Consider the following 26,326-nt stretch of genomic DNA (forward strand, 5'->3'; position numbering starts at 1 on the left):
AAAACATGGCCGAACACATCACAGTCAACCCAGCTCAACTATCCGCCTTAAGTCGTTCCTACCAGCAGATTTCCACTCGTATTGATGCTCTTTCCACCATCGTCGCAGCTGCCCCAGGAAGCGCCGGGCTCACCTCTGCCCTGCCCGGTTCACGGATTGTCCCCGCGGTCTCCACTACTTGTGGGAAGTGGTCGGAATCATTGCTTGCCGCGTGCACAAACATCGACGTTATTGCGCAGGCTGCCGATGCCCTCGCTGTCAGCGCTCTCGCGCACGAGCATGACCAGTCCGCCGCCTTGGAAAAGCTGTCATGGTCACGGTAGGCGAAGCGCTGCTGTGGCGTGTGGATTCGCTGGAGACGCTTGCCCGGGCACTGCGTTCCGGGGCGCGCGCCCTCGCCGATTCCGCCGACAGTTCCCAGGCCGCACTCAACGCGCTTTCAGAGGATGACTTCGCCGGCGACAACCGCAGCGCCGCCGAGGTTTCTGTCACCCACAGCTCCACGCGTCTGCGCCGAAGCAGCGTCGCGCTCGAACGTCTCGCCGCCTGCTGCAGCGACACCGCCGCCATGCTTAACGACGTCATCCGCGAACTTACCGCCGCGGTAAACCAGGCAACCAACCTGGGGTTTCAGGTGAACCTGGTTTCTGGTGCGGTGACTCCGCCGGAGGGCATGCTGTCTGCGATTGCGCGCAGCCTCGTTCATCCCAAAATTCCTGCCGGGCCTTTCACCATGGCCGAATGGCGTGCAACCTCGCAGCTTCGGATTCAGTCGGCTTTGGCTGAACTCAACCGACTCGATGAGAAGGCGGCGGGCGCAATCTCAGCTCTTTCACCACTGGTGGCAAGCGAAGTTAGCGGCTCGGGTAGATTGCAGCCATCACAGGCTGGCAGTGGTACTGGCAACCCTGCTGACAGAGGGCTTGACGGTGGTTGGGACTTGGAAGTTGGGAGCGGATTGACTGGGGCGTATTCGAGTAGACCGCTATCGGAGATAGACGCTGCCATGTCCGCTCGCGCCCGGGCTTTGGGGCTGCCTCCTGGACAACTATTGGAGTCCTCGCCTGGACATTCTGCGATTGCGTTCGGTGACGTTGAGCGAGCATCGACTGTGATTACTCTCGTCCCCGGCACCAGCTCTAGCGCGGAGGATGCTAGCAGGCAGTTCGAGCGCGTAGCCGCGACCTTCCACGCCGCCGGTGAAGATCCGGAGGATGTGGCGGTGGTGTTGTTTTCCTATGACGCGCCGCCCGACCTCCGTGAGGCCATACGCACCGAGTATCACAATTTTGCCGCTGAGCGGCTGCAGCATTTGCAAGCTGGTTTGATTGAACGTTCCGGTGGTGTCGATAGTGGTGACACTGCGATTGCCGGTGGCATTACTAGCCACGGCACGTCTTCTACTCAGCGGCACGTTGTTGCCGGCTATAGCTATGGGGCGACGGTGGTCTCGCAGGCTTCCCTTGGTAGTGGCCTCTACGCGGATAGGGTGCTGCTCATAGCTCCGCCAGGTGTTGGCCCCGGACTGGAGCGCGCAAACGACATGAAACTACTCAAGCCGGACGGAACAGTCCGACCCGAAGATGAAAATAGCCACCGTGTGGCAGTGGCGACGTCCCCGATGGACCCCATTCGTATTCCTGCCGAACTGGGGATTCATGGGAAAAACCCAGCGGATAAGGATTTCGGCGCGTACACACTCAACCTGAGTGAGCGTGGCCTGTCCATGCGAGATTTGACCGATTTCATGGTCACTCCCGTGCAGGATATTCCTCAAAAGTATCGGCACGTTCAGGGCAACCCGCACATCGAACACTACTTTGACGACGAAGTTTTCACCCGCGAGACCAACCGGTGGCTAACTGACAGCTGACCGGTGTCTCAGATCAGCGGTTGCGAATCCACGGCCCAAATTAACAAGCCAAAAGAAAACGGACTAACCAGGCGACGCTGGTTAGTCCATTCACTCAGCCGTGTGGGATTACCTTTCCCCACCGCGGTTGTCTTTGTGCCGGCGTCGTGTGCGCGGCTCCCACATCACCACTGCCGTAGAGCGTGGGACGTGGACCAGTTCGCCTCGCGAACGACGAGCCTGTGCCTTTGCTTGATAGAGCTGCTCTCGCAGTTCTGCATTTTCCTGCTCAAGCGAATCCACCCGCTCAGTCAGGTCGATGATGGCCTTAATACCGGCCAGGTTGACGCCGTCTTCCTGACTCAGACGCTGAATCTCACGCAGCAGCGCCACATCGCGTTTGGTGTAGCGCCGACCTCCGCCGGAGGTTCGCTGCGGAGTTACCAACCCGAGTCGGTCATAATTACGCAGCGTCTGCGCATGCATGCCCGCGAGATTCGCGGCTACGGATATGACATAGACCTCAGTGTTGTCGGACATTATTTCGCACCTGCCCAACCCTCACGAGGATTGAACCCGCTGGCACGTTCCGCTTCGACGTAGGAGCGCAATGCCGAAGTGGCATTGTCGTCCAAATTGGTCGGCACCTTCACACGCACGGTTACCAACAGGTCACCCGGAGTGCCATTGCGCTTCGGGATTCCTCGACCGCGCACACGCAGTGTTCGGCCATCGGCTGTGCCAGCCGGGACACGCACGCGAATCTTGTCACCCAACGTCGGCACGGTAATGGTGCCGCCGAGCGCGAGCTCGCCGAAGCTCACGGGCACCGTGACCTCAAGGTCGTTGCCGCTGCGGGTGAAGACTTCATCCGGACGAACATGAACGGTGACAAAGAGATCACCGGCCGGACGCCCCCGCAGTCCCGCTTCACCTTGGCCCGCAAGACGGACCTTCTGGCCGTCCACCACACCAGCGGGGACGCGAACGGTGATGGTACGACGGCGGGTGGTCACACCGGTGCCGTTACACTGCGAGCAAGGGTTCTCGATACGAGTGCCCTGGCCACCACAGTCCGCACACGGACTGGAGAAGCCGAAGGCCCCCTTTTGCTCCTTGACATATCCCGAACCATGACAGGTGGTACACGTCACCGGTGAGGTTCCCGGCGCTGCACCCGAACCATTGCAGTTCGTGCATGGCGACGGGTTGGTGAGCTGCAGCGGGATGGTGACACCTTGGGCGGCCTCGCGGAAATCGAGCGTAATCTCTGTCTCCACATCCGCACCACGGCGGGCCTTCTGCCGCCCGGCAGCACCAGCGCCACCATTGCGGTTTACGAAACCGCCCAGGAAATCACCTAGGCCACCTGCACCACCAGCATTGCCACCGAATCCGGCACCTCCGCCGAAGAGATCCGACACGTCGAAGTCGAATCCACGTGCACCGGCAGCACCGGCTCCGCCGGCACCTGCGGCACCGGGGAATCGGAAACCACCTGCGAGAGCTGCACGCAGCTCATCGTATTCGCGGCGCTTGTCCTCGTCACCGACCACCGAGTATGCCTCGGAGATTCGCTTGAACTTATCTTCAGCGGCCTTGTTACCCGGGTTCTTATCCGGGTGGTTCTCCCGGGCTAACTTGCGGTAGGCCTTTTTAATCTCGTCGAGTGACGCAGACTTAGAGACGCCCAAGTCAGCGTAATAGTCCTTATCTGCCCATTCCCGTTGAGTCATGGTGCATCTCCTCCTTTCAGAAAAACTAATTCAAAGAAATCTGCGTCACTTGTGTCTCCGCTACTGCGGATCGCCGATGATTACCATCGCCGTACGAATGACACGGTCATTAATTCGGTAGCCCTTGCGCAGCACATTGGCTAGAACCTTGTCATCCCCTTCGGAGAGATCCTGGACAGCCTCGTGGATGTCCGGGTTGAACTCCTCTCCTGCGGCACCAAATTCCTCAACACCCTGTGCGGTCAGCACGCCGCGGAATTTATCCGCGAAAGCCTTCAGCGGGGTGCCGTCTGCCAAGTCGCCGTGATCTTCAGCCCGGTCGAGGTCATCAGCCAAAACCAGCAGTTCTCCAGCCAGCTTTGCCTTCGCCTGTACGCGCTCGGCTTCACGGTCTCGGTCAACTCGACGACGGTAGTTTGCGAACTCCGCCGACAGGCGCTGCAGGTCCTCCGTGCGCTCATCCAACTCACGCTGGATGGCTGCAACTGGGTCTGCAGCTTCCTCCGCGGCGGTGTCGCCGGCGGCACCTTCGGTCGCCGGCTCCACGTCGTCGTCAAGCTTGGCCTGCTCGAAGACCTCGTTGACCTGATCGGCCAGGTTGGCCGGCTCCTCCGGGGTGGGCTGGTTTCCCTGATCCTGGTCAGTCATTCTTACTTGTCCTTCTCGTCCTCGTCGACGACCTCAGCGTCAACGACGTTGTCGTCAGCGTCAGCGGCCTCAGCGCCCTCGGCTGCGGTTGCACCCTCAGCTGCCTGAGCCTCGTAGATGGCCTTACCCATCTCCTGGCTCTCGGTGGACAGCTTCTCGACGGCGGACTTGATGGCCTCGATGTCGGAGCCCTTCAAAGCCTCGTCGACTTCCTTGGCGGCCTCTTCAACGCGGTCGCGGATGTCCTGGGAAACCTTGTCCTCGTTCTCCGATGCGAACTTGCGGGTCTGGTAAGCCATGGACTCAGCCGAGTTGCGGACTTCCTGCTCCTCGCGGCGCTTCTTGTCCTCGTCAGCGTGCTTCTCAGCGTCCTTGATCATCTGGTCGATCTCCTCCTTGGAGAGGCCGGAGCCGTCCTGGATGGTGATCGTGTTTTCCTTACCAGTGCCCTTGTCCTTAGCAGTGACGTGGACAATGCCGTTGGCGTCGATGTCGAAGGTGACCTCAATCTGCGGGACACCACGCGGTGCCGGAGCGATTCCGCCCAGCTCGAAAGAGCCCAGCAGCTTGTTAGCTGCAGCCATCTCTCGCTCGCCCTGGAAGACCTGAATCTGAACGCTCGGCTGGTTGTCTTCAGCAGTGGTGAAGGTCTCCGAACGCTTGGTCGGGATAGTGGTGTTGCGTTCGATCAGCTTGGTCATGACACCGCCCTTGGTCTCAATACCCAGCGACAGCGGGGTGACGTCGAGCAGCAGCACGTCCTTGACCTCACCGCGCAGAACGCCGGCCTGCAGAGCAGCACCAACTGCGACAACCTCGTCCGGGTTAACGCCCTTGTTCGGCTCACGACCACCGGTCAGTTCCTTGACCAGCTCGGAGACTGCCGGCATACGGGTGGAACCACCGACCAGCACGACGTGGTCAATGTCGGAAACCGAAACATCAGCGTCAGCAATGACCTGCTGGAACGGCTTACGAGTGCGGTCAAGCAAATCAGAGGTGATGCGCTGGAACTCAGTACGGGACAGGGTCTCGTCCAGGAACAGCGGGTTCTTGTCAGCATCAACGGTGATGTACGGCAGGTTGATAGATGCCTGCTGCGAGGAGGACAGCTCAATCTTGGCCTTCTCAGCAGCCTCACGCAGACGCTGCAGAGCCATCTTGTCCTTGGTCAGGTCAATGCCGTTGCTGGACTGGAACTTCTCAACCAACCAGTCAACGATGCGCTGATCCCAGTCATCGCCACCGAGCTTGTTGTCACCAGCAGTTGCGCGAACCTCAACAACACCGTCGCCGATCTCCAGCAGGGAGACGTCGAAGGTACCGCCACCGAGGTCGAAGACCAGAATGGTCTGCTCCTTGTCGGACTTCTCCAGACCGTAAGCAAGTGCAGCAGCAGTCGGCTCATTGACAATGCGCAGGACGTTCAGGCCAGCAATCTGACCTGCTTCCTTGGTTGCCTGACGCTCAGCGTCGTTGAAGTAAGCCGGAACGGTAATAACCGCATCAGTGACGTCGTCACCCAGGTAAGACTCAGCGTCGCGCTTCAGCTTCATCAGCGTACGAGCGGAAATCTCCTGCGGAGTGTACTTCTTGTCATCGATCTCGATGCTCCAGTCAGTACCCATGTGGCGCTTGACCGAACGAATAGTGCGATCAACGTTAGTGACAGCCTGGTTCTTAGCGGACTGGCCAACCAGGACCTCACCATTCTTTGCAAATGCAACCACCGACGGAGTGGTGCGCGAACCCTCAGCGTTCGCAATCACCTGAGCCTCGCCGCCCTCGAGGACGGAGACACAGGAGTTCGTCGTACCCAAGTCAATACCAACAGCGCGTCCCATGATGAACACCTTTCTAGAAGAGTAAAAGAATTGCCCTTAAGTCTTACGCGCTCAAGTCTGCATTGCCGTAGAAAATCTGTCAAGCAAACTTGAGTGTGTCCGACTCAATGTTTGTCATGCTGTGCAACGGACTATGGGGCAAAGTTATTCCCACCCAACTCAACTTTTCTAAAAAAACCGTCATCACCGCAGGTCACCGCGATAAAAGATTTTTACAAGACTATGCTCTAAAGCCACTCACGGTAGCCGACAGCGCAGTTTTCTATACAGAATCCTGCCTCTGGACTCCAGGGGGACAAAGAATTTCCTAGCACTAGCCCTGGGAACTTTCCTGCACAGCGAACCGACTAATCCCCTGACGTGTTTTGCAGCCACCGGCTCATCAACAGGCCATGCCCTTGTTACCCCATGGCCTGACACCGAATCAGCTCTGGCGGCTCCACTAATACATGTCTAAATTCTCCCCATTTACGGGGCGATTGAGCCAAGAATTCATCCCACTTATTTAGGAGTTTTTCGTGCCTCAGAATGCACAGCGACACCATTTCCCCTTTTTCCGTGGGCTCGCAGTAGCGTCGGCAAGCGCCGCACTAACCCTCGCCTTCCCTGCCATTGCATCCGCACATGTGCATGCAACCCCGTCGTCTGCCCCGATTGGCGGCTACGCGGATCTGGCTTTCGGGGTCGGCCATGGCTGCGACGGTTCGCCGACGACGAAGGTCGAGTTCACCATCCCGGAGGAGTTCGAAAAGGTTACGCCGAACGTGAACGCGAACTGGGATGTCACCAAGGAGTCGACCGGCTCTGGCAAGAATGAAAAGGTGCAGAAGGTCATCTACACCGCAAAGACTCCACTGCCGTCGGACCTGAAGGATTCTCTGACGCTCAGCGTGAAGGTGGCTGATGACGCAAAGCCGTCGACAGTTGAGGTGCCGACGCTGCAAACCTGTGAAAAGGGTTCGATGAACTGGGCTGAAAAGGACCACGATAGTGACTACCCGGTTCCAACTGTGGAGCTGATTGAGAAGTCGGAAGACAATGAACATAGCCACGGCCACGACCACAGCCACAACCATGGCACCAGCGAGACAAACCACGGCGATAGCCGCTCAGACGACGTGGAGCATTCCGCAGCTGCTACCAGCGAGGATTCGAGCAGCACGCTTGGCGGCTGGGGCCTGGGGCTCGGCCTCGTGGGCGCGCTGACCGGTATTGCCGCATTGGTAGTTTCACTGCGTAAGCGAGGTTAAGACCACAGGCGGATTGCCACTCGGGAATCCGCCTTCACCGCGGCACTGCCGCCCATGCCTTCACAGAGCTCACCCCATGCGAGCACATAGAGCCGGCCGATCTTGACAATGCACGCCGGAGGATAATCCGTGCTGTCGGCTCGTCGTTTCGGTCGACGCAGTGAACGGACAATGCAAAGCTCTCAAACAATGACGGCTGAATCACGCATCTAGGCTCGGATTGAGTTAGGCGAAGCTTTATGGCGTATTCGAAAACCGTTCGAAGGCAGTGGGAGGATTACACTGGCAAAACAGCAAAAACTCGAGCTGGGAACCCCGTCCCATCCTTTGGCTTCGGCCAGGAGGCAACCACGAGAGCCCCCGTTTCCGGCACCTGGTCGAGCCCAGCCAGAAGTTCAATCTGCCATCGGTCACGCCCTAATAGATAGAGTTCCGTCGGCAAGCTGCCACCATGAGCCACGATGCCGGGGTCCGTATCAGTGGTCTCGTGCCCAATCGCCACAACGCCACGGTTGTCTATCAACCATTCGACAACCTCAACGTTCCATCCTGGGTAGTGAGTCACGCCCTCTTCATCCGCATTGGCCATTGCCTCAGCGTCAGGCCACCGCTTTGACCAGTCACTGCGAAATGCGACAAATGCACCGCCCGGAATCAAACCATTGCGTTCCTCCCACGCCTCGACATCAGCAATCGAAGGGGAGAAATCATGATCCCGAGCGACTTCAGCAGTGAAATCTAGGACGACCAAAGGCAGGATCATCTGCTCGACGCCAATATTGTCAAGAGTTCTCGTCTCTTGGACGAAATGCACAGGCGGATCCACATGCGTACCCCACTGGCCAACAAACTGATACTGGTCGATTTCAAATCCATGCTCAGCAACGGTGAAAAGCCGTGTTCGCTGTTCGTCGGGAAGCGCAGGGAATTTCGGCTGACCGGCGTGAAACGCGTGAGTCAAGTCAACATAGGTGTGGTTTTCCCGAAGCTTGCGAGCAATGTCCCATAGTTCGTGCGTGTTTGCGGTGTTCTTGTTCGACATAAAGCGAAGTATATAGACAAAGCTGTCTAGTTAGCCAATATGGCCACCGGCACATCGAGCACTAAAAGACACCAACTCGCCCCACCCTGCACCTATCAGCTCAAACAGCCTGACGACACCCGCTACCGCAGGTACCCTCGCATACAGGAAAGACTTTTCAAGCCGCAGCCACGTTCTTCAGATTTTGGAATTGCGGGCTACATACACAACTTTCACCAAACTCAAGCCATCCCAAAGGAGTATCTAATGACCACCTACGAAAACATCCTTACCGAAACCCGAGGTCGCGTCGGCATTATCACCCTGAACCGCCCGAAGGCACTGAACGCCCTGAACCACAAGACCATGGAAGAGATCGGCGCAGCAGCCACCGCTTTCGACAACGACTCGGGAATCGGCGCGATTATCATCACCGGCTCCGAGAAGGCGTTTGCCGCAGGTGCGGACATTAAGGAGATGGCGGACAAGTCCGGCACCGAGATGTATGTCTCTGACTGGTTCGCACGTTGGGATGTTCTGACTTCCGTCCGCACTCCAGTTATCGCCGCCGTCAACGGCTACGCCCTGGGCGGTGGCTGCGAGGTCGCTATGATGGCGGACTTCATCATCGCTGGCGCTAAGGCCAAGTTCGGTCAGCCTGAGGTCAACCTCGGCATCTCTCCGGGCATGGGCGGCTCGCAGCGTCTCACCCGCGCAATCGGCAAGGCTAAGGCAATGGAGATGTGCCTCACCGGCCGCATGATGGGTGCCGAGGAAGCTGAGTGCGCAGGTCTGGTCGCCCGCGTCGTCGAGCCGGACGCGCTTCTCGACGAGGCCCTGAAAGTCGCCGACACCATTGCGTCGAAGTCTCTGGTTGCCACTACCCAGATTAAGGAACAGATCAACCAGGCCTACGAAATGACGCTGTCGCAGGGACTGCTCTTTGAGCGTCGCACCTTCCACTCCCTGTTCTCCTCCAATGACCAGAAGGAAGGCATGGCCGCTTTCACTGAAAAGCGCGAGGCAAACTTCACCAATTCCTAGAAACTGCTAGTTCACAGTCGACGGGACTGCCAGCCACAGAGCCGAGTTGTCGGCGGCAGCATAGGTGTCTCGTGCACGCGGTGTGTGCGTTGGAGAAGTCACAATGACAGCAGCACGAACGCCACGGGCTCCCGATCCTGCAAGGTATGCAGTGCCTGCCGCGTTTTCAACGGTGGAGTCTGAGTTTGTTTCCATCGTGATTCGTCGCTTCCACACTCCCATAGATGCAAGCGCATCACGCATGTACTCAGCCTCAGTCTGGCAGCCCGGCCGAGTACGACCACCCGTGACGACGACCGGGTTAAGCGGATGACGCAGCGCCAGCGAACGTGCAGTTTCCAATCGGGACGTCAACACAGCAGGAGCACTGCAGTCGGGATTGAGACGGGCCCCGAGCACAATAATCGGCACCTGAGGATCAAGTAACGCAGTCTCCGCAGCTGCACGTCCGACCGGGGAAACCACCACTGGAGTCGCAAGCGAGCTATTGAACGCCTTGACTGCGACTGCACTGACCGGATTGGCGTTTGCCACTGCGCCCGAGCCAAAGACCGCACTCGCAGTAAGAATAAGGCCAGCTCCAGCCATAGCGATTGCACGGAAAGATCGCGCCATTAAAGTCCCTCTCAAGAAAAGTGGCACGGAAAAATCCATACCCCACATGCCATTTAGAATCAGGCGGATAAATCCGCAGTATCACGCCGCTAATACTAGGCGCTACACAAAATGGCGCCTACATAAGAATTACGCGGGGGTGGCCAGGCACTCTCTTCGCCACCAAAATAGCACGCCGCCTACCAGGTAAATTGCGGACGTAGAGGCTTTTAAATCCACTTGGGATTCATAAAAGTGAGTTACATTTAATGACTTTTTCGTTAACTGCCAGCAAATCCCGGGATCCAATAGCAAATTATCCACCAAAACACAGGTACAGAAGTCACTATTGTTATTTAAGTTAAGGATGTAACGCATGTGAATAGATGTCCGCTTCAGTCAATCTTCAAAAATCAACACGCCACCGAACATCTTCTCCACCTCGCAACACAGCCCCACCCCTGCACTCCAGCACTACCCCCACAATGCGTCCGCAAAACATCGAATCGACAACACTCGACAACTACATACACGCAACTCCGCCGCCACTTCCGCCTACAAATGCGTGACGACGAAAGTGCCGCGCGCCGTCGTCAAGCGAAGGCGTCAACCCCCTCGAACCCCTCTCGAATAAAACAACGATTTTTTTGCGTAATTCGTCAAATAACCGCTGGTTACACCGTGTATCGATGAATTCAGCACTATTTTGCACATTAGTTAGGTAAGCGTCCGCGGCTCGTGATAGAACTCACAAGAGAACTATTTTCACTCAGCCATCACCCTGGCTGAGCCAGCCTAGAAGGAACATTATGAGCGTGCTCAACCTCGCCGCGGCGACGGCTGACACGGCGATTCCGGAATCTACCGGATTCACCGTCGCAGTCGGCGTTATTGGCGTCCTGTTGTCCCTGCCCTGCTGGTTCATCTTTATTAAGGGATTCACCCATATGGTGAAGACCATCATGGTGGGCCAAAAGACGTACGGTCACACCGGTGAATGGGGAACCCGTATTTGGACCATGATCCGAGAGATCGTCGGTCACACCAAGATGGCCAAGAAGCCCGGCGTTGCTGTGGCTCACTGGTTCGTCATGGTGGGCTTCCTCCTCGGTTCCCTAGTGTGGTTCGAGGCGTACATTCAGACCTTCTGGCCAGCCGGTGGTTGGCCAATCCTCAGGAATCTGACCGCCTGGCACTTCATCGACGAACTGCTCGGCCTGGGCACCACCCTGGGCATCCTGGCACTGATTCTCGTCCGCCAGACCAACCTGGGCAAGGAGCGTCTGAGCCGCTTCTACGGATCCAACGCCAAGGCTGCCTACTTCGTTGAGGCCGTCGTCCTCATCGAGGGCCTGGGCATGATGTTCGTCAAGGCTGCCAAGCTGGCTACCTACGGCGACCACGGTCACACTGGCGCCGAGGTCTGGACCTGGGCGAACTTCGTCACCGGTGGTATCGCACAGATTCTGCCGGCCTCCGAAGTCATGGTGTCCATCTTCGCGCTGATTAAGCTGCTGTCCGGTATGGTCTGGCTCTTCGTTGTTGGCCGCAACCTAACTTGGGGTGTCGCATGGCACCGCTTCCTGGCGTTCGCCAACATCCTGCTCAAGCGCAACGCTGACGGCTACAACGCCCTCGCTGGGGCTAAGCCGATGACCTCTAACGGCGAAATCCTGAACCTGGAAGAGGCTGACCCGGAGGTTGACTCCATGGGCACCGGCGTAGTCACCGACCACTCCTGGAAGGCTCTGCTGGACTTCACCTCCTGCACCGAGTGTGGTCGCTGCCAGGAGCAGTGCCCGGCATGGAACACTTCCAAGCCGCTGTCCCCGAAGCTGCTGGTTAACCAGCTGCGTGACCACGCTTACGCTTCTGCCCCGTACCTGTTGGCTGGCGAGACCATCGAAACCGCTCGCGAGGGCGAAGGTGCTGGCGCAGCACTCCTGACCAAGCCGCTGGTTGGCGACGGCGACGAGGGCATCATCGACCAGGACGTTCTGTGGTCCTGCACCAACTGTGGTGCCTGTGTTGAGCAGTGCCCGGTTGACATTGAGCACATCGACCACATCGTTGATATGCGTCGCTACCAGGTCCTGGTGGAGTCGGACTTCCCGACCGAGCTGGCTGGCCTGTTCAAGAACCTTGAGACCAAGGGCAACCCGTGGGGCCAGAACGCTTCCACTCGCGCCGACTGGATCAATGAGGTCCGCAAGGAAGGCGTCGTTGTCCCGATTTGGGGCGAGGATGTCGAGAGCTTCGACGATACCGAGTACCTGTTCTGGGTCGGTTGTGCCGGTGCTTACGACGACAATGCGAAGAAGACCACCAAGGCTGTTGCAGAGATGCTTTACACCGCAGGTGTGAAGTACGCTGTGCTCTCCCAGGCCGAGGGTTGTACTGGCGACTCCGCTCGCCGTGCTGGTAACGAATTCCTCTTCCAGATGTTGGCTGAGCAGAACATCGAGCAGCTCGACGAGGTCTTCGACGGTGTGCCGCCTAAGCAGCGCAAGATTGTCGTCACCTGTGCGCACTGCTTCAACACCTTCAAGAACGAGTACCCGGAGCTGGGCGGACAGTACGAAGTTGTCCACCACACCCAGCTGCTGAACAAGCTGGTTCGTGCTAACCGCCTGCAGCCGGTTGCTTCGGGTCAGGGCCGCCAGGTCACCTACCACGACCCATGCTTCCTGGGCCGCCACAACAAGGTATTCGAAGCTCCGCGTGAGCTGATTGGCGCGTCCGGCGCCAACCTCGTCGAAATGCCACGTAATAAGAACACCGGCTTCTGCTGTGGTGCTGGTGGCGCTCGCATGTGGATGGAAGAGACCATCGGTCAGCGCATCAACGTAAACCGCACCGAAGAGGCTGTCGGAACCGGCGCTGAGGCAATTGCCATCGGCTGCCCGTTCTGTAAGACGATGATGAACGATGGCGTCAACAACGTCATCGAGGACGACGAGAAGAAGCCGGAGGTCCTGGACATCGCCCAGATGCTCCGCGACTCCGTGAAGGTCGACGGCGAGCTGCCGCAGGCACGCGAACCGGAGTGGATTGAGCAGCCGGAGCGTGGCTGGGTCGATCCGAAGAAGGCTGAAGAGGAAGAGCGTCAGCGCCTCGAGGAAGAGGAAGCTAAGCGCAAGAAGGCTGAGGCTGCCGAGAAGAAGAAGGCAGAGAAGGCTTCCGCTGCCGGCGCTGGTGCCGCAGCTGCTGGTGCTGCTGCAGGCGCTGCCGCCAAGGGTGGCGCTCCGACTCCGGGTGGTGCTCCGAAGCCGGGTGGTGCCAAGGGCGGCGCACCGACCCCAGGTGGTGCCAAGAAGGGCGCTCCGACTCCGGGTGGTGCTCCAAAGCCAGGCGGTGCCAAGGCCGGCGCACCAACTCCGGGTGGCGCCAAGAAGGGTGCTCCTGCTCCGGGTGGCGCTCCGAAGCCAGGCGGCGCCAAGGCCGGCGCCCCGGTTCCAGGTGGTGCAAAGGGCGGCGCCCCGACCCCAGGCGGTGCCAAGAAGGGTGCTCCAGCTCCGGGCGGCGCTCCGAAGCCAGGCGGAGCAAAGGCCGGCGCACCGGTTCCAGGTGGCGCTAAGAAGGGCGCTCCAGTTCCGGGCGGCGCCAAGGCCGCTAAGCCGGCCGCGCAGGCAGAGCCAGCAGCTGCAGAAACCGAAGCTCCGGCTGAGGCTCCGAAGGCAACCAAGGGCGCTCCGATTCCGGGTGGCGCACGCAAGGGTGCCCCGGTTCCAGGTGGTGCTAAGAAGGCAGCCCCGGCCGCCAAGCCGAAGGCCGAGGAAACCGCTCCCGCCGAGGACACCGCTGCTGAAGTAGCGGCCACCGAGTCCGAGCAGCCAGCAGCTGACCAGCCAGCAGCTGAGCAGCCGAAGACCGCATCCGGTGCTCCGGTTCCGGGCGGCGCACGCAAGGGCGCTCCAATCCCAGGTGGCGCACGCAAGGCCAAGCCAGTCGCTAGCACCCCTGCCCCGGCAGCAGAGGAAACCGAAGCTCAGGAGGCTCCTGCTCAGCCAGAGGCAGAGCAGGCTCCGGCGCAACCAGAGGTTACCGAACAGCAGTCGGCGGAAGATGCCACCTCCACCGAGCAGGCCACTGAGACCCCAGCCGAGGAGACGCAGGCGCCGTCGGCAAGCGCTAAGAACCTTCCGCGCAACCAGCACGGAGTTCCGCTGCCAGGATCGGCGCGACGTAAGTAGCGCTCGCTAAGTAAGCAGGAATCCGCCCGAGAGGTTATTCTTCCCGGGCGGATTTTTTGTGCTTTACGACGACCCCTGCGCCACGGCATTAATCATGCAAATGGCACTCTCAACCGCACTGACAATATATTGATTACTGCATATTGATTACTGCATCCCGTTAGAGATGACCGCGTTGTGGTGTGGAAAGAGGTCTTGGCGTAGTGATTAAGAAATCGCTGTCACAGATAAGAGACTTTCTGAGGACTCCGGGGTCAGTGGAGATGGTCATTGCGCTGATCCTCACGGCTCTCGATGCGCTAATTTTCCGCGAGAGCAACTCTGATTTATTGTTGCCGACCATTATCGGTGGCCTTCAGGTCATTCTTGTTGCAGTGGCCACGTATTTGCCGCTCTTTGCCATGGTGGTTGTCCCAGCGAATTTCTTGGCGTTGACCTTCCTCCCAACAGAGCAAGCTCCAATGCAGATTTTCTGTGCGCTTCTCATCGTGGAAGTGATGCGTGCTAACAACAACAAGATGCCGGCGAGAATCACTGCGTTGCTCTTGTTGGTGATTTCAAACTACGACGTAAACACAAGTACTTTCGCACGCGACCATGTCGCAACCTTTGTGACAACACTGCTTTTTGTAATTGCCTACGCCATCGGCATGATGCGCAGCCGCTACAAAGAGCAACGCCGGCGGGCAACGATTGAATCTAACCGCGCTCTGGAAGAACAACGCCTTGAGTTGGCGACCGTACTGCACGACTCCACCGCCAAGTCCTTTACTCGCGTAACCATGCTGGCACAGGCGCTCGCCATCGAGCGAGAAGGGACCGATGAAAAACTTGAAGAATCCCTGGAGGACATCGCAGAGACCTCCCGAGAAGGCCTGCTACAGCTTCGCCAGTTGCTTTCATTGCTGAAATCCGCTGACGACGAGAGTTCTTTGACCTCCGCTATCGGCCAGGATGAGCGAGTTCCCAGCATGAACAAGGTGCTCCAACAGGCCAAAGATGAACTACAGGAAGCTGGGTTTAACGTTTCGCTGGCCACGAGGATCGAAACCGAGCCCTCTTTGACGCAGATTTCAGAGGTTATCTCGCCGGCGCTGTCGGAGTTCTGCACGAACATTCAGAAGTACGGCGAACCGCAAACGAACGTTCACATTCTGGCGCTGAGCAATGAAGAAGATGGCTTCACGCTCGACATCAGCAATCAGATATCGAAGGCGCTACCGCATTTTCTGCCGCGGGCGATGCTCTCGAGCGGTTTGGGGCTTTCCTCACTGCATCGGCGAGTGCGACCGTGGGACGGTTCCATCACGTCAGAACGAGAAGGAAATGTGTGGAATTGCAAACTCCACATGCCACCTACCAACCAGTAGGTTACGCTAGCGTAAGATTGATGTAGTAGCCGCCTGTGACGAAGATATCTCTCGAAAAGTCCTGGTTAGCGTAGTAATATCACACGATGACAGATATTGTTCGGTTTTTATAACTTCTATGAAAGGTTCGCGGATGTCTGACATTAAGGTTCTCATTGTCGACGACGACCCACTCGTACTCTCGACGCTGCGAACCTATTTCAAGAAGGCACCGCATATCACCGTGGTCGATGAAGCCAGCGATGGCCACGAGGCTCTCAACATTATTGCCCGCGGTGGCGTTGACGTAGTTTTGACCGATATTCATATGCCCAACATGGACGGCGTTGAGCTACTTGAGCGCATTAAGAAGGTGGAGAATCCACCGAAATTCATCGCTATCACCTCATTTGATACCGATGAAACAATGCTGAAAATCTTGAGTCTCGGCGGAAATGGCTACATTCTCAAAACTGCCCGCCCGGAATCTGTCATTGGCACCGTTGAAGATGTCTTCCAGGGTGGCACCGTCATCTCGCCGATTTCTGCGACTCGGCTGATTAAAACTCTGCCGTCCCGCAACATTTCCTCGTACAAGATCACTCAAGCCGAGCGAGAGGTTCTCGGCCTAATCTGCCGCGGTAAGTCAAACCACGACATCGCCAAGGAACTCGGCAAGTCGCCGGGCACTATCAAGAAGCACCTCTCCAGCATGTTCAATAAGTTTGGAGCTACCTCTCGCCTGGACCTGGCGCTGAAAGCAATAGACGCAGGCTTCCACCCGCCGGCATCCGCTGCCGCAGAATAACCAGGGGCTCTGAGATTTGGCCGGTTAGCGGCTCTGAATTGAGCCTTTGCAGGCCCGAGATAGATAGCAAAAAAAGGGGCCTATTCACTTTCGTGAATAGGCCCCCTTTTACCCGTGCTGAGTGTGGAGAGAGAGAACTGTGTAACTACTGAATGGTCACCTCGACATGTCGCTCACGCGGAGCCACGCCAAAGTAGCTGCGCCCAATCGGCTGCCACGTCTTCGAGTTGGCGTTGCAGCGGACTGTCTGCCCGGCGAACTCGTCAACCAGGAATCCCCAGCTCAGACGACCAGTTTCACCCTTGCGTACTTCGTATGGCCCGATCTTCTGCCCGAGGCTCCAAACCATCTCTCGGGAGTATTCCCAGGAGTACTTGCGGTTGAGCTCCTTGCTGACCTTCACGCTGACGGAGATATTGGTCCACCACTTCTTGGTCTTGGACTCCTTAATGGTCTGCGTCAGCGGAATCGGCTCATCACCGATGTCATTCTTCGTAGAAACAACGCCCTCAACGTCGTAGCGAGAGCCGGTGATTTCCACGAACTCAGCCACCGAACCCGGAGCTTCACAAGTGGTTCCCAGCGCCGGGCCGCGGTCAACTGCCGCTGGCTTGGGCACTGGTACCCACTCCTCCGGCGCGAACGGTTCACCAGCTCCCGGATTCGGGGCGGCCACTGCTGTCGGAGCGCCGAGTCCGAGCGCAAAGACCGTCGTCAAGCACATGGCGACAACACGCTTTTTCATAACTGCTCCTAGTCGTTAATCGTGACGGATGCCGGGCCGCCGTCACCGGAGTTGCCGCTGACAGGCGCCCACTGCTGACGGTGCTCGCCCTCCTTGGTGGTCTTGTGCCAGACCACGAAGCGAGTCGACGGCCCCTTGCCGTTGTACTCACCGAAGTAAGGCTCACCGCGCCACAGGCCGGTCTTCTGGTCACAGGTGCGAACACGGCCAATAAAGGACTTCATGTGCACGCCGTAGTCTGCGCGAACGGTCTCACCAGGGTTGACGGTCACCGGGCCCAGCTTGTCGCCAACCGACCACTGACTGACCTCGACGATGCCGTACTTGTTCTTCACCCCGTGGAGGAACACGTCCCACATATTTCCGGAGCTCATGGCCTTCACGGACTCGTTGACCCCCTCTGTCACCTCGAGGGTGTACTGAATCGGGCGGTCAGTGCGGTTGGTGAATGAGTTAGTGCCGTTGTAGCGGTCCCATTCGTCGGTAATCCACTGTTCCCAGGGGTGACGCTTGGCATCCTTGACCGGGTCACATTTATCCGTATTGGTGAAACCGGTGTGGTGCTCATCCTGGTCGGGGGTCTGGGTCAGCGGGGTCGCCGCGACCTGTCCGACGATGCCTGGTGCAAGAAGACTTGCACCCATCACCGCGCAGGCCAGGGCCTTCTTTTTCAGGCTCAACATGGAGAAACTTCCTTCTACTTCGAGGTCTTAAAGAGGCTCAGCCCGTCTTAGACGGCGTACTCCTTGACCTGCGGAGCAGCACCGTCCACGGAGCGATCAGCTTCGTTGGCGCGCATGGAAACGCGAATGTGACGCTCCTTCGGGATGGTGCCCCAGTACGGACGACCTGCGTCAATCCACTTTCCACCCTTGCAGGTCAGGTGAGTGCCTTCGAAGGACTGGTTCAGGAAGCCATACTCCAGAACACCGGTGTAGCCAGGCTTGACCGGGTACGGGCCGAGGGTCTGGCCAACTTCCCAGGTCTGAGTCGACTGGTAGCCAGCGCTGAAGGTGACGTGGAAGAGCTTGAGCAGGTCGAAGTCGACCGAACCGCCGACGTTCCAGGACTTGGTCTTGCCCTCCTTGAGGGTCTGGGTCAGCGGCAGGTCGGTATCGCCGTAGTTAGCGACGGTGGCGGTGCCTTCGACCTCGAACTTCGAGCCGGTAATCTTCAGGGACTGGCCGGACTGGCCTTCAACGGAGCAGGTGCCACCGACGGTGCCCGGGGTGGGGGCTGGGGCAGCTTCGGCCATCGGGGCGACAGCCAGCGAGGACATGGTAACCAGGGCTGCAATGGAGCCGGAGAGCAGGGTCTTCTTCACGGCGAAATCCTTTCAGGGTGTGACGAGCAACTCGTAAGGAAATACTTGAACTAACACCTGCTAAGGTAAGTCGAAATTCAGCGTTTTGTAATAGAAAATTTTCGACTCGCTTTACGACGGCCACAGCGATTATCCACATAGTAAAAATGGAATCTCACCGATTTCCACCATGCGAAAATAAGGCATATTACAGCGTTTGAACAGCGATTATGGTCGCCACAATAAGATTTCAGCGATTAATTTAATCGCATTAGAACTACACCTTTTGAACCAATTCAAAAATGCCTTGGTCGACCACTTGGTATTGGGCAATCAACATTTCGGCCACTACCCCACCTACATAAAGACACCATAGAGTAGCCATTTGGCCACCCCCGGGAGCGGGCAGACGAAGGGCCCCTCACGCTTCACACTCTTGATTAAATAGTTATGATTTCTTTATTAATCACTGGCGAAGTCCGGCAGTCCACAAAGCCCTGACACTTTGCCGAGGCAGATATCTTTCGGAGTACTACCTAATGTTTCGACGCACTTCTGTTCTTGCTACCACCATTGCATCCGCAGCACTTTCCCTGGGCGCGCTGACCGGTGCCCCTGCTGCTACTGCCGCTACCGCTGCACCGACAACCGCAACCAGCAGCGATGAACTACAGGTCAAGGAATACGCTCTTTCCGATACCTTCTCTTGCGACTACTACAACCTCCCGTGGTGCCGCTAAATAGCGGACACATCGCATACTCCAGCACCAATGAGTGCCGCGCTGTGCCAGCCGTCGCAGCAATAATGACCGGCATGGAGGTCAGCGCATCCTTATCCAGGGCGTCGAAAAACATCTTGAAAAGCCCCGAGTAGGACGCTGCGAACACCGGGGTCGCGGCAATCAATCCATCAGCACCGCTGACAGTATCGAGGGCGGTGCGCAATTTTTCGTCGTAAAGCCCTGTGGACATCACAGTGCCGAGACTGACAGCGAGTTCGCGCAGCTCAATGTACTCGATCTCGAGACCTTCGCCGCGCTTGGAGACCTGCACGTCAACAGCTTCCGCGATGCGATTCGCGAGGATGCGCGTGGTCGATGGGTCGGAAACGCCAGCGCTTACTACGACAAGCTTTCTCACTGCTGATTCCTTTCCGCCGGGCGGACCAGCAGGTGCGGGGAATCTGCGCCTTCGGCGACGAGCGAGGCGTGCGTCGGCGGGTCGGAGGGCACGTGTGCCGGACGGCGGCGCTCGAACTCTTCACGCAGGACCGGAACGATTTCGGTTCCCAGGATCTCAACCTGCTCCAACGCCATCTCCAGCGGCAGGCCGGCATGATCGATGAGGAAAAGCTGGCGCTGGTAGTCACCAACGGCATCTGCATAGCCCAGGTAACGTTCGATGATTTGCTCAGGCGTGCCGACGGTCAGTGGAGTGATGTTCTCGAATTCTTCCAACGATGGCCCATGTCCATAGACCGGGGCATTGTCGAAGTAGGGGCGGAAAATTTCCTTGGCTTTCTTCTCCGTCTCAGCGGAGAAGACCTGCCCACCAAGTCCGACAATTGCCTGATCAGCAGCACCATGACCGTAGTGCTCAAAGCGCTGGCGGTAGAGATTGACCATGGCTGTGGTGTGCTCGATATTCCAGAAAATGTGGTTATGGAAGAAGCCGTCCCCATAGAAGGCGGCCTGCTCAGCAATCTCGGTGGACCGGATTGAGCCATGCCACACGAAAGGCGCTACCCCGTCGAGCGGACGCGGAGTGGACGTAAAGGACTGCAGCGGCGTGCGGAATTGACCTTGCCAATCCACACTCTCCTCACGCCAAAGGGTGCGCAATAGGTGGTAATTCTCAATGGCCAGCGGAATCCCCTTGCGGATATCCTTGCCAAACCACGGATAAACCGGCCCGGTGTTGCCGCGGCCCATCATGAGATCCATGCGGCCTTCGGAAAGGTGCTGGAGGTAGGCGTAATCCTCGGCGATGCGCACGGGGTCGGTGGTGGTAATCAGCGTTGTCGAGGTCGACAGAATCAGATTTTCGGTCTGCGCTGCGAGGTTTGCCAGCAGAATCGGCGGGTTCGCCGGGGCCACAAACGGTGGATTGTGGTGCTGGCCGGTAGCAAATACATCAAGGCCAACCTCTTCAGCCTTCTTCGCTAGCGCGACAGTTGCCTTAATTCGCTCATGTTCAGTAGGGATTTGTCCGGTCGTGGGATCTTTTGTGACGTCGCCAATTGTAAAAACTCCGAATTGCATGGCTCCATATTAAGACCTTTTTGTTGACACGTCATCTCTCCCTGGCTTATAGTTGATACGTCAACACCGGAAGTTGGTTCCGGCGGACAAAAATACTTCGAAACATTCGAGATACTTTTAACTTTTAGGAGATTCACCATGGCTCTTCAGTCTGGTAACTACGTTCTTGATGCACAGCACTCCACCGTTGGATTCACCGTTCGTCACGCAATGATCACTAAGGTCCACGGTCAGTTCACTGAGTTTGAGTCCGTTATTAATTTTGATGCCGACAAGCCGGAGAATTCCACGGCAAAGGCGACCATTCAGGCGAACTCCATCAACACCAACAATGAAGAGCGCGACAACCACCTGCGCTCGAAGGACTTCTTCGGCACCGACGAAAACCCGACCTTCGAGTTCGTTTCCACCGCTATCGAGCTCCAGAGCGAAGAAAAGGCCACCGTTACCGGCGACCTGACCATCAACGGCATTACCAAGCCGATCACCCTAGATGTCGATATTTTCGGCTCCGCTGAAGACCCATGGGGTCAGACTCGCGTTGGCTTCGAGGCAGCTACCAAGATTGACCGCACCGATTTCGGTATCGATTACAACGCTCCTATTAAGACTGGCGGCCTGCTCCTTGGCAATGAGATTTCCCTGCAGATCGACGGCTCCGCAGTCAAGCAGTAACTAGCAGCCGGAACCCAGCAGCCAGAACCCCAGAAAAGCGTCCTGCATCCTCATGCAGGACGCTTTTGCGCAATCAATGTGCAATTAATCTGCCCCCGCTGTGAGAAAAGCATGGTGCGGGAGCAAAAAAGTGGCATGCTTAGACAGGTGAGTTCCAGTAAAGACACTTCCCAGGGCACCGAAACCACCAACGAGACAACGCAGGACGCTCAGACTGCGCAGGCCGCTCAGGCCGAGCAGTCCCGCGCCGCCCGCGTTGCCGCCCGTCGTGGAAACATCAAGGCACCTCGCCGCACTCCGCTGAAGACACTGGACCAATCCTCCAAGCTGCAGAACGTCCTCTACGACATTCGCGGTCCGGTGACTACTCTCGCCGAGCAGATGGAGGCCGACGGCCACCGCATCATGATGCTCAACACTGGCAATCCGGCGAAGTTCGGCTTTGATGCACCTGACACCATCGTGCAGGACATGGTCCGGGCCCTCCCCCACGCACAGGGCTACTCCGAGTCCAAGGGTATTTACTCCGCACGCCGTGCCGTCGTCACGCGCTATGAGATGGACCCGGATTTCCCCCGTTTCGACGTCAACGACGTCTGGCTGGGCAACGGCGTCTCCGAGCTGATTTCCATCACCACGCAGGCGCTGCTCAACGAGGGCGATGAGGTCCTCATTCCAGCTCCGGATTACCCGCTCTGGACGGCAGCAACCACCCTCGCCGGCGGTAAGGCCGTCCACTACACGTGTGATGAGGAGAATAACTGGGCTCCGGATGTCGAAGACATTCGCTCGAAGGTGACGGATCGCACGAAGGCGATTGTCATCATCAACCCGAACAATCCGACCGGCGCGGTCTACACACGCCAGACACTCGAAGCCATCGTCGATATCGCTCGTGAGCACTCACTCCTGCTGCTTTCCGACGAAATCTACGACCGCATCCTCTACGACGATGCAGAGCACATTTCCACTGCTTCCTTGGCCCCGGATTTGCTCTGTATCACCTTCAACGGCCTGTCCAAAACCTACCGCGTGGCCGGCTACCGCGCGGGCTGGATGGTACTGACTGGCCCGAAGCGCCACGCAGAGGGCTTTATCGAGGGAATCAACCTGCTGGCCAGCACCCGTCTGTGCCCGAATGTCCCTGCTCAACACGGCATTCAGGTGGCACTTGGCGGTTACCAGTCCATCGAGGACCTGATCTTGCCAGGCGGTCGCCTCCTGGAGCAGCGCAATGTCGCCTACGAGGGACTGACCTCAATTCCGGGCGTGAGCTGCGTGAAGCCGATGGGAGCAATGTACGCATTCCCGAAGCTGGATCCGAACGTCTACGAAATTCACGATGACGAAAAGCTGATGCTCGACATCCTGCGTGAAGAGAAGATCCTGATGGTCGGCGGCTCTGGCTTCAACTACCCGACGCCGGATCACTTCCGAATTGTCACCCTGCCATGGGCACGCGACCTGAAGGAAGCTATCGAGCGCCTGGGCAACTTCCTGGTCAGCTACAAGCAATAGCTGTACTTAGGGTTGCGCACGCTATTGGTTCTGCCCTTCTCACATATCGATGCGCTATTCACTTATGGACACACTGGAGCGCATCGATGAGTGAGTATTGCATCGATAGGTGAGCCATAGCGCTGATGACTACGGCTCGGCGCGCCGGAATGGCGGTACGCCTTCCGGTGCTGGTGCAGCGATTAGGTTATTAAGGGTGGGCAGGCATTCAAAAGATTCAATGAACTCTGACAACCAGCAACCTTTTCACGTTGCTCCGGGTTCCGACATAGGTGCGCATCTCGACGTACTGAAGAACTCGAACAGCGGCTCCCCTACCGGCCGGTTCCGGGCTGTCAATACCGCGAATCAACCCAACTCTGCAACCTCGGCTGCCCCAGCACGACTTGCAGAGCCTGCCGCACATTCAAAACCAGCACCGGCACGGCAAAACGAACCTGCGCAAGCCAAACCAAAACCAACGAAACCGCGGCACAACCCCACAAGAGCACGTCGCTTGCTGGCCACAGTTCTCACAGTTGCTGGTATTGCCACTTTCCTCGCAGTGATTGGGCTCTGGCCATCGGGTGAAGCTCCGAGCCCAGGGCCGGGATTCCTGCAGTCACAGACGTCAGCTGCAGAGACGGTTAAGGGAACCGTCGTAAAGCACAGCGTCGGCGCGTGCAATTCGCCTGACAACGGACGCGTCTTCGATGACCAGCCGCGGCCAGGGCTGGCGGCCTCCCTCAATGACCCCGCGGCGCCGAAGTGCCAGCTCTCGGTCATTGAGCTGACCTCGGGTCCAGACGAGGGCAAGAAGACTCTGCTGGAAGCATCCGGCCTGCCCGGCGAGATTGAGCTGGCGGAGGGCGACAAGGTCGTCCTGGCAATTCACCGCCCAAACGCGGCCGGTACCGGAGCTGTCGACAATGGTGCCGTGCCGGATCCGGGGTTGATGACACCGGCTCCCGGCGTTGTTCCCGCGCCTGCCCCTGAGGGCGCAGAGGGTGAGCCTGCTCCTGATGCAGAGGCTCCGGCACCAGCTCCAGCCCCGGAGCAGGAACCAGCACCTGAATCCGGCGCAGAAGCTCCTGCTGCTCCTGCTCCACCCGCACCACCTGCCCCCGAGGCTCCCGCGGCCGACACTAACGTCGTCGACCTCGCACCTCATCAGGTTGTCGACACCGCTAGCATCGGCAACACCTACACCTTCCTGGACAAGGATCGCACCACGACCATCTGGATGTGGCTCGGCGCAGCGGTGCTGCTCATCATCCTCGTCGGCATGACTCGCGGGGTCTTGAGCCTCATTGGTCTTGGCATCACGCTGGCCGCAGTGATGGGATTCCTGGTTCCGGCACTGCTACGCGGCGGCGATCCTGTGGCCTTGGCTATCACGGCGGGCGCGGCGATTCTCTTCCCGGTGCTCTTCCTCGTTCATGGCATCAATTGGAAGTCAGCTTCCGCACTGGCGGGAACACTCACCACGATGGTACTGGCGGCGGGCCTGGCCAACCTCGCTATCTCCACGTCGCAGCTACGTGGTCTCGGCAACGAGGACAACCTGCTCATTCAGCTTTACCTGCCTGACGTCTCCGTCACAGGTCTGCTTCTGGCGGGATTCATCATCGGCGCGTTGGGCGTGCTTAACGACGTCACCATCGCCCAGGCATCGACCGTCCAGGAGCTTTACGAAGCAGCTCCGCGGTCGCGCCCTATGGAGGTCTTCCGCTCGGCAATGCGCGTCGGTCGCGATCACATCGCGTCGATGGTCTACACACTGGTACTGGCGTACCTCGGCACCGCACTACCGCTATCGATTTTGTTAAGCGTCTCCGACCGGCCGCTGATGCAGTCGTTGACCTCCGATGTCGTGGCCACAGAGCTGCTGCGTTCCACCATCGGTGCGGTGGCTTTGGTACTCGCAGTGCCGATTACCACCCTCATCGCCGCCTATACCGTGGCCCCGGAGGGTATGAAGTTTCCGAAGCGCTCGAGGGCAGCTAGCATTTAGCCGCGGCCGAGGCAGGTGACATCCCAGCCTGCGGCACGCCACTGATCTGCTGGCAGGCAGTTGCGGCCGTCGAGCACCGCTGCGCGCTTGACCAGCTTCTTCGCAGCCACCGGGTCGATGTCGCGGAACTGCTGCCACTCGGTGGCGACGACAACCATCTCCGAGCCTTCCAGAGCTGCTTCGATGCTCGGTGCATACTCCAAGGTCGGGAAATTCTTCTTGGCGTTCTCCATGGCCTGCGGGTCATAAACAATCACCGAAGCGCCCGCCAGAGACAGCGAACCGGCAATCGACAGCGCCGGGGAGTCACGCACATCGTCAGAGTTCGGCTTGAAAGCCGCACCCAGCACGGTCACGGTGTGGCCGAGCAGCGAGCCGCCGAAGCTACCACGCACCAGGTCAACGGTCTTTTCACGGCGACGCATGTTAATCGCATCGACCTCACGCAGGAAGGTCAGCGCCTGGTCAACGCCCAGCTCACCGGCGCGGGCCATGAATGCGCGGATATCCTTCGGCAGGCAACCGCCGCCGAAGCCCAGACCCGCGTTGAGGAAGCGGCGGCCAATTCGGGCATCCATACCGATGGCGTCGGCAAGCGTGGTGATATCCGCACCTGTGACCTCACAGATTTCGGAGACCGCGTTGATGAAGGAAATCTTGGTGGCGAGGAATGCATTCGCCGACACCTTCACCAGCTCTGCGGTGGCGGTGTCCGCGACGATAAGCGGAGTCTCGCGCTCGAAGATAGGGCCGAAGCACTCGCGCAAACTGGCCTCGGCAATCGATTCGACCTCCTGACCCGCACCATTGAGGATCATGCCCGGCTTCTGGGTGCCCAGCACCACACGGTCCGGCTCCAGGGTGTCCTTTACCGCGAAGCCCTCGCGCAGGAACTCCGGGTTCCAGGCGATTTCGAGACTGGTGTTCTTCAACTGCTCATCACCGGCTTCGGCGCGCTCACCAATCATTTTCGCAGCCAGCTCCTGCAGGCGCGGTGCGGTACCGACGGGCACAGTGGACTTACCAAACACTAAATGCTTGCCGACGACGCGCTTAGCCAATTCGGTAATGGCGGCGTCCACATAGCGAACATCGGCGGCGTACGAGCCCTTAACCTGCGGAGTTCCGACACCTACGAAGTGGACGTTCGCAAATTCAACGGCTTCGTCGTAGTTAGTGGTGAAACGTAGTCGCCCCGACTCAACGTGCTTCTTTAGCAGTTCGGGCAAGCCAGGCTCAAAGAAAGGAACTTGGCCTGCGGACAATGCCTCAATCTTGGCGGGATCAACATCTACGCCGAGAACCTCGTGGCCTAACTCCGCCATCGCCGCGGCATGAGTGGCGCCTAGGTAACCCGTACCAATAACCGTAATACGCATAAGGGCTATTATTTATCGAAAGATAAAAGGCCATCAAGCCGATTTAACCCTTAAATGGTGTGAACTAAAGGCCCATATTTAGGCTTTTCACCTGCGAAAACTCTTTATTGAAC

At 58.2% G+C, this 26,326-nt stretch carries 21 protein-coding genes and 1 pseudogene; 10 read left to right on the plus strand and 12 right to left on the minus strand.

Features of this window, described 5'->3' with window-relative positions:
• Window positions 1-5: 5 nt before the first annotated feature.
• Together QP978_RS00665 and QP978_RS00670 are read left to right on the plus strand one after the other, a co-directional pair.
• A complete protein-coding gene (locus QP978_RS00665; RefSeq protein WP_049189443.1) occupies window positions 6-323 on the plus strand; it encodes a hypothetical protein in 318 nt (105 codons plus the stop codon).
• Window positions 311-1,873, plus strand: a complete 1,563-nt coding sequence (locus QP978_RS00670; RefSeq protein WP_284856725.1) for an alpha/beta hydrolase — start codon at window positions 311-313, stop codon at window positions 1,871-1,873. The genes QP978_RS00665 and QP978_RS00670 overlap by 13 nt, the downstream gene beginning before the upstream one ends.
• 108 nt (window positions 1,874-1,981) lie before the next feature.
• Here QP978_RS00670 and QP978_RS00675 read toward each other — a convergent pair whose 3' ends face one another.
• Genes QP978_RS00675 through dnaK form a run of 4 tightly spaced genes read right to left on the minus strand, consistent with a single transcriptional unit; the run spans window position 1,982 to window position 6,080 of the window.
• A complete protein-coding gene (locus QP978_RS00675; RefSeq protein WP_016421562.1) occupies window positions 1,982-2,392 on the minus strand; it encodes a heat shock protein transcriptional repressor HspR in 411 nt (136 codons plus the stop codon).
• The gene (gene dnaJ / locus QP978_RS00680; protein WP_005511752.1) at window positions 2,392-3,588 is read right to left on the minus strand and encodes a molecular chaperone DnaJ; all 1,197 of its coding nucleotides are present in this window, start codon (window positions 3,586-3,588) and stop codon (window positions 2,392-2,394) included. Before dnaJ ends, QP978_RS00675 begins: the two co-directional genes overlap by 1 nt.
• 60 nt (window positions 3,589-3,648) lie before the next feature.
• Window positions 3,649-4,236, minus strand: coding sequence for a nucleotide exchange factor GrpE (gene grpE / locus QP978_RS00685; RefSeq protein ID WP_149420791.1), 588 nt, complete (start codon window positions 4,234-4,236; stop codon window positions 3,649-3,651).
• Window positions 4,237-4,238: 2 nt separating this feature from the next.
• Window positions 4,239-6,080, minus strand: a complete 1,842-nt coding sequence (gene dnaK / locus QP978_RS00690; protein WP_048734453.1) for a molecular chaperone DnaK — start codon at window positions 6,078-6,080, stop codon at window positions 4,239-4,241.
• A 518-nt stretch (window positions 6,081-6,598) separates the two neighbouring features.
• Between dnaK and QP978_RS00695 the strand changes: the two genes are divergently transcribed.
• Window positions 6,599-7,330 carry a YcnI family protein gene (locus QP978_RS00695; RefSeq protein ID WP_049171733.1) on the plus strand — a complete coding sequence of 244 codons (732 nt, stop codon included), beginning with the start codon at window positions 6,599-6,601 and terminating at the stop codon, window positions 7,328-7,330.
• A 277-nt stretch (window positions 7,331-7,607) separates the two neighbouring features.
• Here QP978_RS00695 and QP978_RS00700 read toward each other — a convergent pair whose 3' ends face one another.
• On the minus strand, window positions 7,608-8,372 hold the full coding sequence (locus QP978_RS00700) for a cyclase family protein (protein WP_284856726.1): 765 nt from the start codon (window positions 8,370-8,372) through the stop codon (window positions 7,608-7,610).
• 246 nt (window positions 8,373-8,618) lie between these two features.
• On the opposite strand from QP978_RS00700, the gene QP978_RS00705 reads away from it, so the two are divergent.
• Window positions 8,619-9,395 carry an enoyl-CoA hydratase gene (locus QP978_RS00705; RefSeq protein WP_049193758.1) on the plus strand — a complete coding sequence of 259 codons (777 nt, stop codon included), beginning with the start codon at window positions 8,619-8,621 and terminating at the stop codon, window positions 9,393-9,395.
• Window positions 9,396-9,401: 6 nt separating this feature from the next.
• Here the strand turns inward: QP978_RS00705 and QP978_RS00710 are convergent, their stop codons facing one another.
• Window positions 9,402-10,010 (minus strand): YdcF family protein, encoded by a 609-nt coding sequence (locus QP978_RS00710; RefSeq protein ID WP_049189446.1) that lies wholly within the window; start codon window positions 10,008-10,010, stop codon window positions 9,402-9,404.
• 788 nt (window positions 10,011-10,798) lie between these two features.
• Here QP978_RS00710 and QP978_RS00715 point away from each other — a divergent pair.
• The 3 genes from QP978_RS00715 (at window position 10,799) to QP978_RS00725 (ending at window position 16,339) form a co-directional block, all read left to right on the plus strand.
• The gene (locus QP978_RS00715) at window positions 10,799-14,182 is read left to right on the plus strand and encodes a heterodisulfide reductase-related iron-sulfur binding cluster (RefSeq protein ID WP_070549977.1); all 3,384 of its coding nucleotides are present in this window, start codon (window positions 10,799-10,801) and stop codon (window positions 14,180-14,182) included.
• Between the two features lie 263 nt (window positions 14,183-14,445).
• Window positions 14,446-15,552 (plus strand): histidine kinase, encoded by a 1,107-nt coding sequence (locus QP978_RS00720; RefSeq protein ID WP_246818326.1) that lies wholly within the window; start codon window positions 14,446-14,448, stop codon window positions 15,550-15,552.
• Window positions 15,553-15,685: 133 nt separating this feature from the next.
• The gene (locus QP978_RS00725; RefSeq protein WP_016421571.1) at window positions 15,686-16,339 is read left to right on the plus strand and encodes a response regulator transcription factor; all 654 of its coding nucleotides are present in this window, start codon (window positions 15,686-15,688) and stop codon (window positions 16,337-16,339) included.
• 145 nt (window positions 16,340-16,484) lie between these two features.
• Here QP978_RS00725 and QP978_RS00730 read toward each other — a convergent pair whose 3' ends face one another.
• The 5 genes and pseudogenes from QP978_RS00730 to QP978_RS00750 form a co-directional block, all read right to left on the minus strand.
• Window positions 16,485-17,084, minus strand: a complete 600-nt coding sequence (locus QP978_RS00730; protein ID WP_284856727.1) for a hypothetical protein — start codon at window positions 17,082-17,084, stop codon at window positions 16,485-16,487.
• 8 nt (window positions 17,085-17,092) lie between these two features.
• Window positions 17,093-17,767 (minus strand): hypothetical protein, encoded by a 675-nt coding sequence (locus QP978_RS00735; RefSeq protein WP_284856728.1) that lies wholly within the window; start codon window positions 17,765-17,767, stop codon window positions 17,093-17,095.
• A gap of 47 nt (window positions 17,768-17,814) precedes the next feature.
• Entirely contained in the window at window positions 17,815-18,408 is a 594-nt protein-coding gene (locus tag QP978_RS00740) for a hypothetical protein (protein WP_016421574.1), read from the minus strand.
• 714 nt (window positions 18,409-19,122) lie between these two features.
• Window positions 19,123-19,527: pseudogene (locus QP978_RS00745) on the minus strand (CE1759 family FMN reductase); the annotation flags it as partial.
• Window positions 19,524-20,648: a CE1758 family FMN-dependent luciferase-like monooxygenase gene (locus QP978_RS00750; RefSeq protein ID WP_284856730.1), complete on the minus strand. Its 1,125-nt coding sequence runs from the start codon at window positions 20,646-20,648 to the stop codon at window positions 19,524-19,526. The gene QP978_RS00750 and the pseudogene QP978_RS00745, both read right to left, overlap by 4 nt.
• Before the next feature lie 138 nt (window positions 20,649-20,786).
• Here QP978_RS00750 and QP978_RS00755 point away from each other — a divergent pair, with 138 nt between their 5' ends.
• From QP978_RS00755 to QP978_RS00765, 3 genes are all read left to right on the plus strand, one after another.
• Entirely contained in the window at window positions 20,787-21,323 is a 537-nt protein-coding gene (locus tag QP978_RS00755) for a YceI family protein (RefSeq protein WP_070856126.1), read from the plus strand.
• A gap of 147 nt (window positions 21,324-21,470) precedes the next feature.
• The gene (locus QP978_RS00760) at window positions 21,471-22,841 is read left to right on the plus strand and encodes a pyridoxal phosphate-dependent aminotransferase (protein WP_269667829.1); all 1,371 of its coding nucleotides are present in this window, start codon (window positions 21,471-21,473) and stop codon (window positions 22,839-22,841) included.
• A 496-nt stretch (window positions 22,842-23,337) separates the two neighbouring features.
• Complete coding sequence (locus QP978_RS00765) at window positions 23,338-24,834, plus strand: YibE/F family protein (RefSeq protein ID WP_284856731.1); 1,497 nt, start codon at window positions 23,338-23,340, stop codon at window positions 24,832-24,834.
• Here QP978_RS00765 and QP978_RS00770 read toward each other — a convergent pair.
• A complete protein-coding gene (locus QP978_RS00770; RefSeq protein ID WP_284856732.1) occupies window positions 24,831-26,213 on the minus strand; it encodes a UDP-glucose dehydrogenase family protein in 1,383 nt (460 codons plus the stop codon). The genes QP978_RS00765 and QP978_RS00770 overlap by 4 nt on opposite strands.
• Between the last annotated feature and the right edge of the window lie 113 nt (window positions 26,214-26,326).

It is taken from the genome of Corynebacterium sp. MSK035 (assembly GCF_030232615.1).
GTDB classification, from domain to species: domain Bacteria; phylum Actinomycetota; class Actinomycetes; order Mycobacteriales; family Mycobacteriaceae; genus Corynebacterium; species Corynebacterium jeikeium_D.

Coding starts and splice junctions, on each gene's coding strand:
- QP978_RS00665 (WP_049189443.1), top strand. CDS start 6: ATGGCCGAACACATCACAGTCAACCCAGCTCAACTATCCGCCTTAAGT.
- QP978_RS00675 (WP_016421562.1), bottom strand. CDS start 2,392: ATGTCCGACAACACTGAGGTCTATGTCATATCCGTAGCCGCGAATCTC.
- QP978_RS00720 (WP_246818326.1), top strand. CDS start 14,446: ATGGTCATTGCGCTGATCCTCACGGCTCTCGATGCGCTAATTTTCCGC.
- QP978_RS00700 (WP_284856726.1), bottom strand. CDS start 8,372: ATGTCGAACAAGAACACCGCAAACACGCACGAACTATGGGACATTGCT.
- QP978_RS00715 (WP_070549977.1), top strand. CDS start 10,799: ATGAGCGTGCTCAACCTCGCCGCGGCGACGGCTGACACGGCGATTCCG.
- QP978_RS00735 (WP_284856728.1), bottom strand. CDS start 17,767: ATGTTGAGCCTGAAAAAGAAGGCCCTGGCCTGCGCGGTGATGGGTGCA.
- QP978_RS00725 (WP_016421571.1), top strand. CDS start 15,686: ATGTCTGACATTAAGGTTCTCATTGTCGACGACGACCCACTCGTACTC.
- QP978_RS00755 (WP_070856126.1), top strand. CDS start 20,787: ATGGCTCTTCAGTCTGGTAACTACGTTCTTGATGCACAGCACTCCACC.
- dnaJ (WP_005511752.1), bottom strand. CDS start 3,588: ATGACTCAACGGGAATGGGCAGATAAGGACTATTACGCTGACTTGGGC.
- dnaK (WP_048734453.1), bottom strand. CDS start 6,080: ATGGGACGCGCTGTTGGTATTGACTTGGGTACGACGAACTCCTGTGTC.
- QP978_RS00710 (WP_049189446.1), bottom strand. CDS start 10,010: ATGGCGCGATCTTTCCGTGCAATCGCTATGGCTGGAGCTGGCCTTATT.
- QP978_RS00750 (WP_284856730.1), bottom strand. CDS start 20,648: ATGCAATTCGGAGTTTTTACAATTGGCGACGTCACAAAAGATCCCACG.
- QP978_RS00705 (WP_049193758.1), top strand. CDS start 8,619: ATGACCACCTACGAAAACATCCTTACCGAAACCCGAGGTCGCGTCGGC.
- QP978_RS00670 (WP_284856725.1), top strand. CDS start 311: ATGGTCACGGTAGGCGAAGCGCTGCTGTGGCGTGTGGATTCGCTGGAG.
- QP978_RS00730 (WP_284856727.1), bottom strand. CDS start 17,084: ATGAAAAAGCGTGTTGTCGCCATGTGCTTGACGACGGTCTTTGCGCTC.
- grpE (WP_149420791.1), bottom strand. CDS start 4,236: ATGACTGACCAGGATCAGGGAAACCAGCCCACCCCGGAGGAGCCGGCC.
- QP978_RS00770 (WP_284856732.1), bottom strand. CDS start 26,213: ATGCGTATTACGGTTATTGGTACGGGTTACCTAGGCGCCACTCATGCC.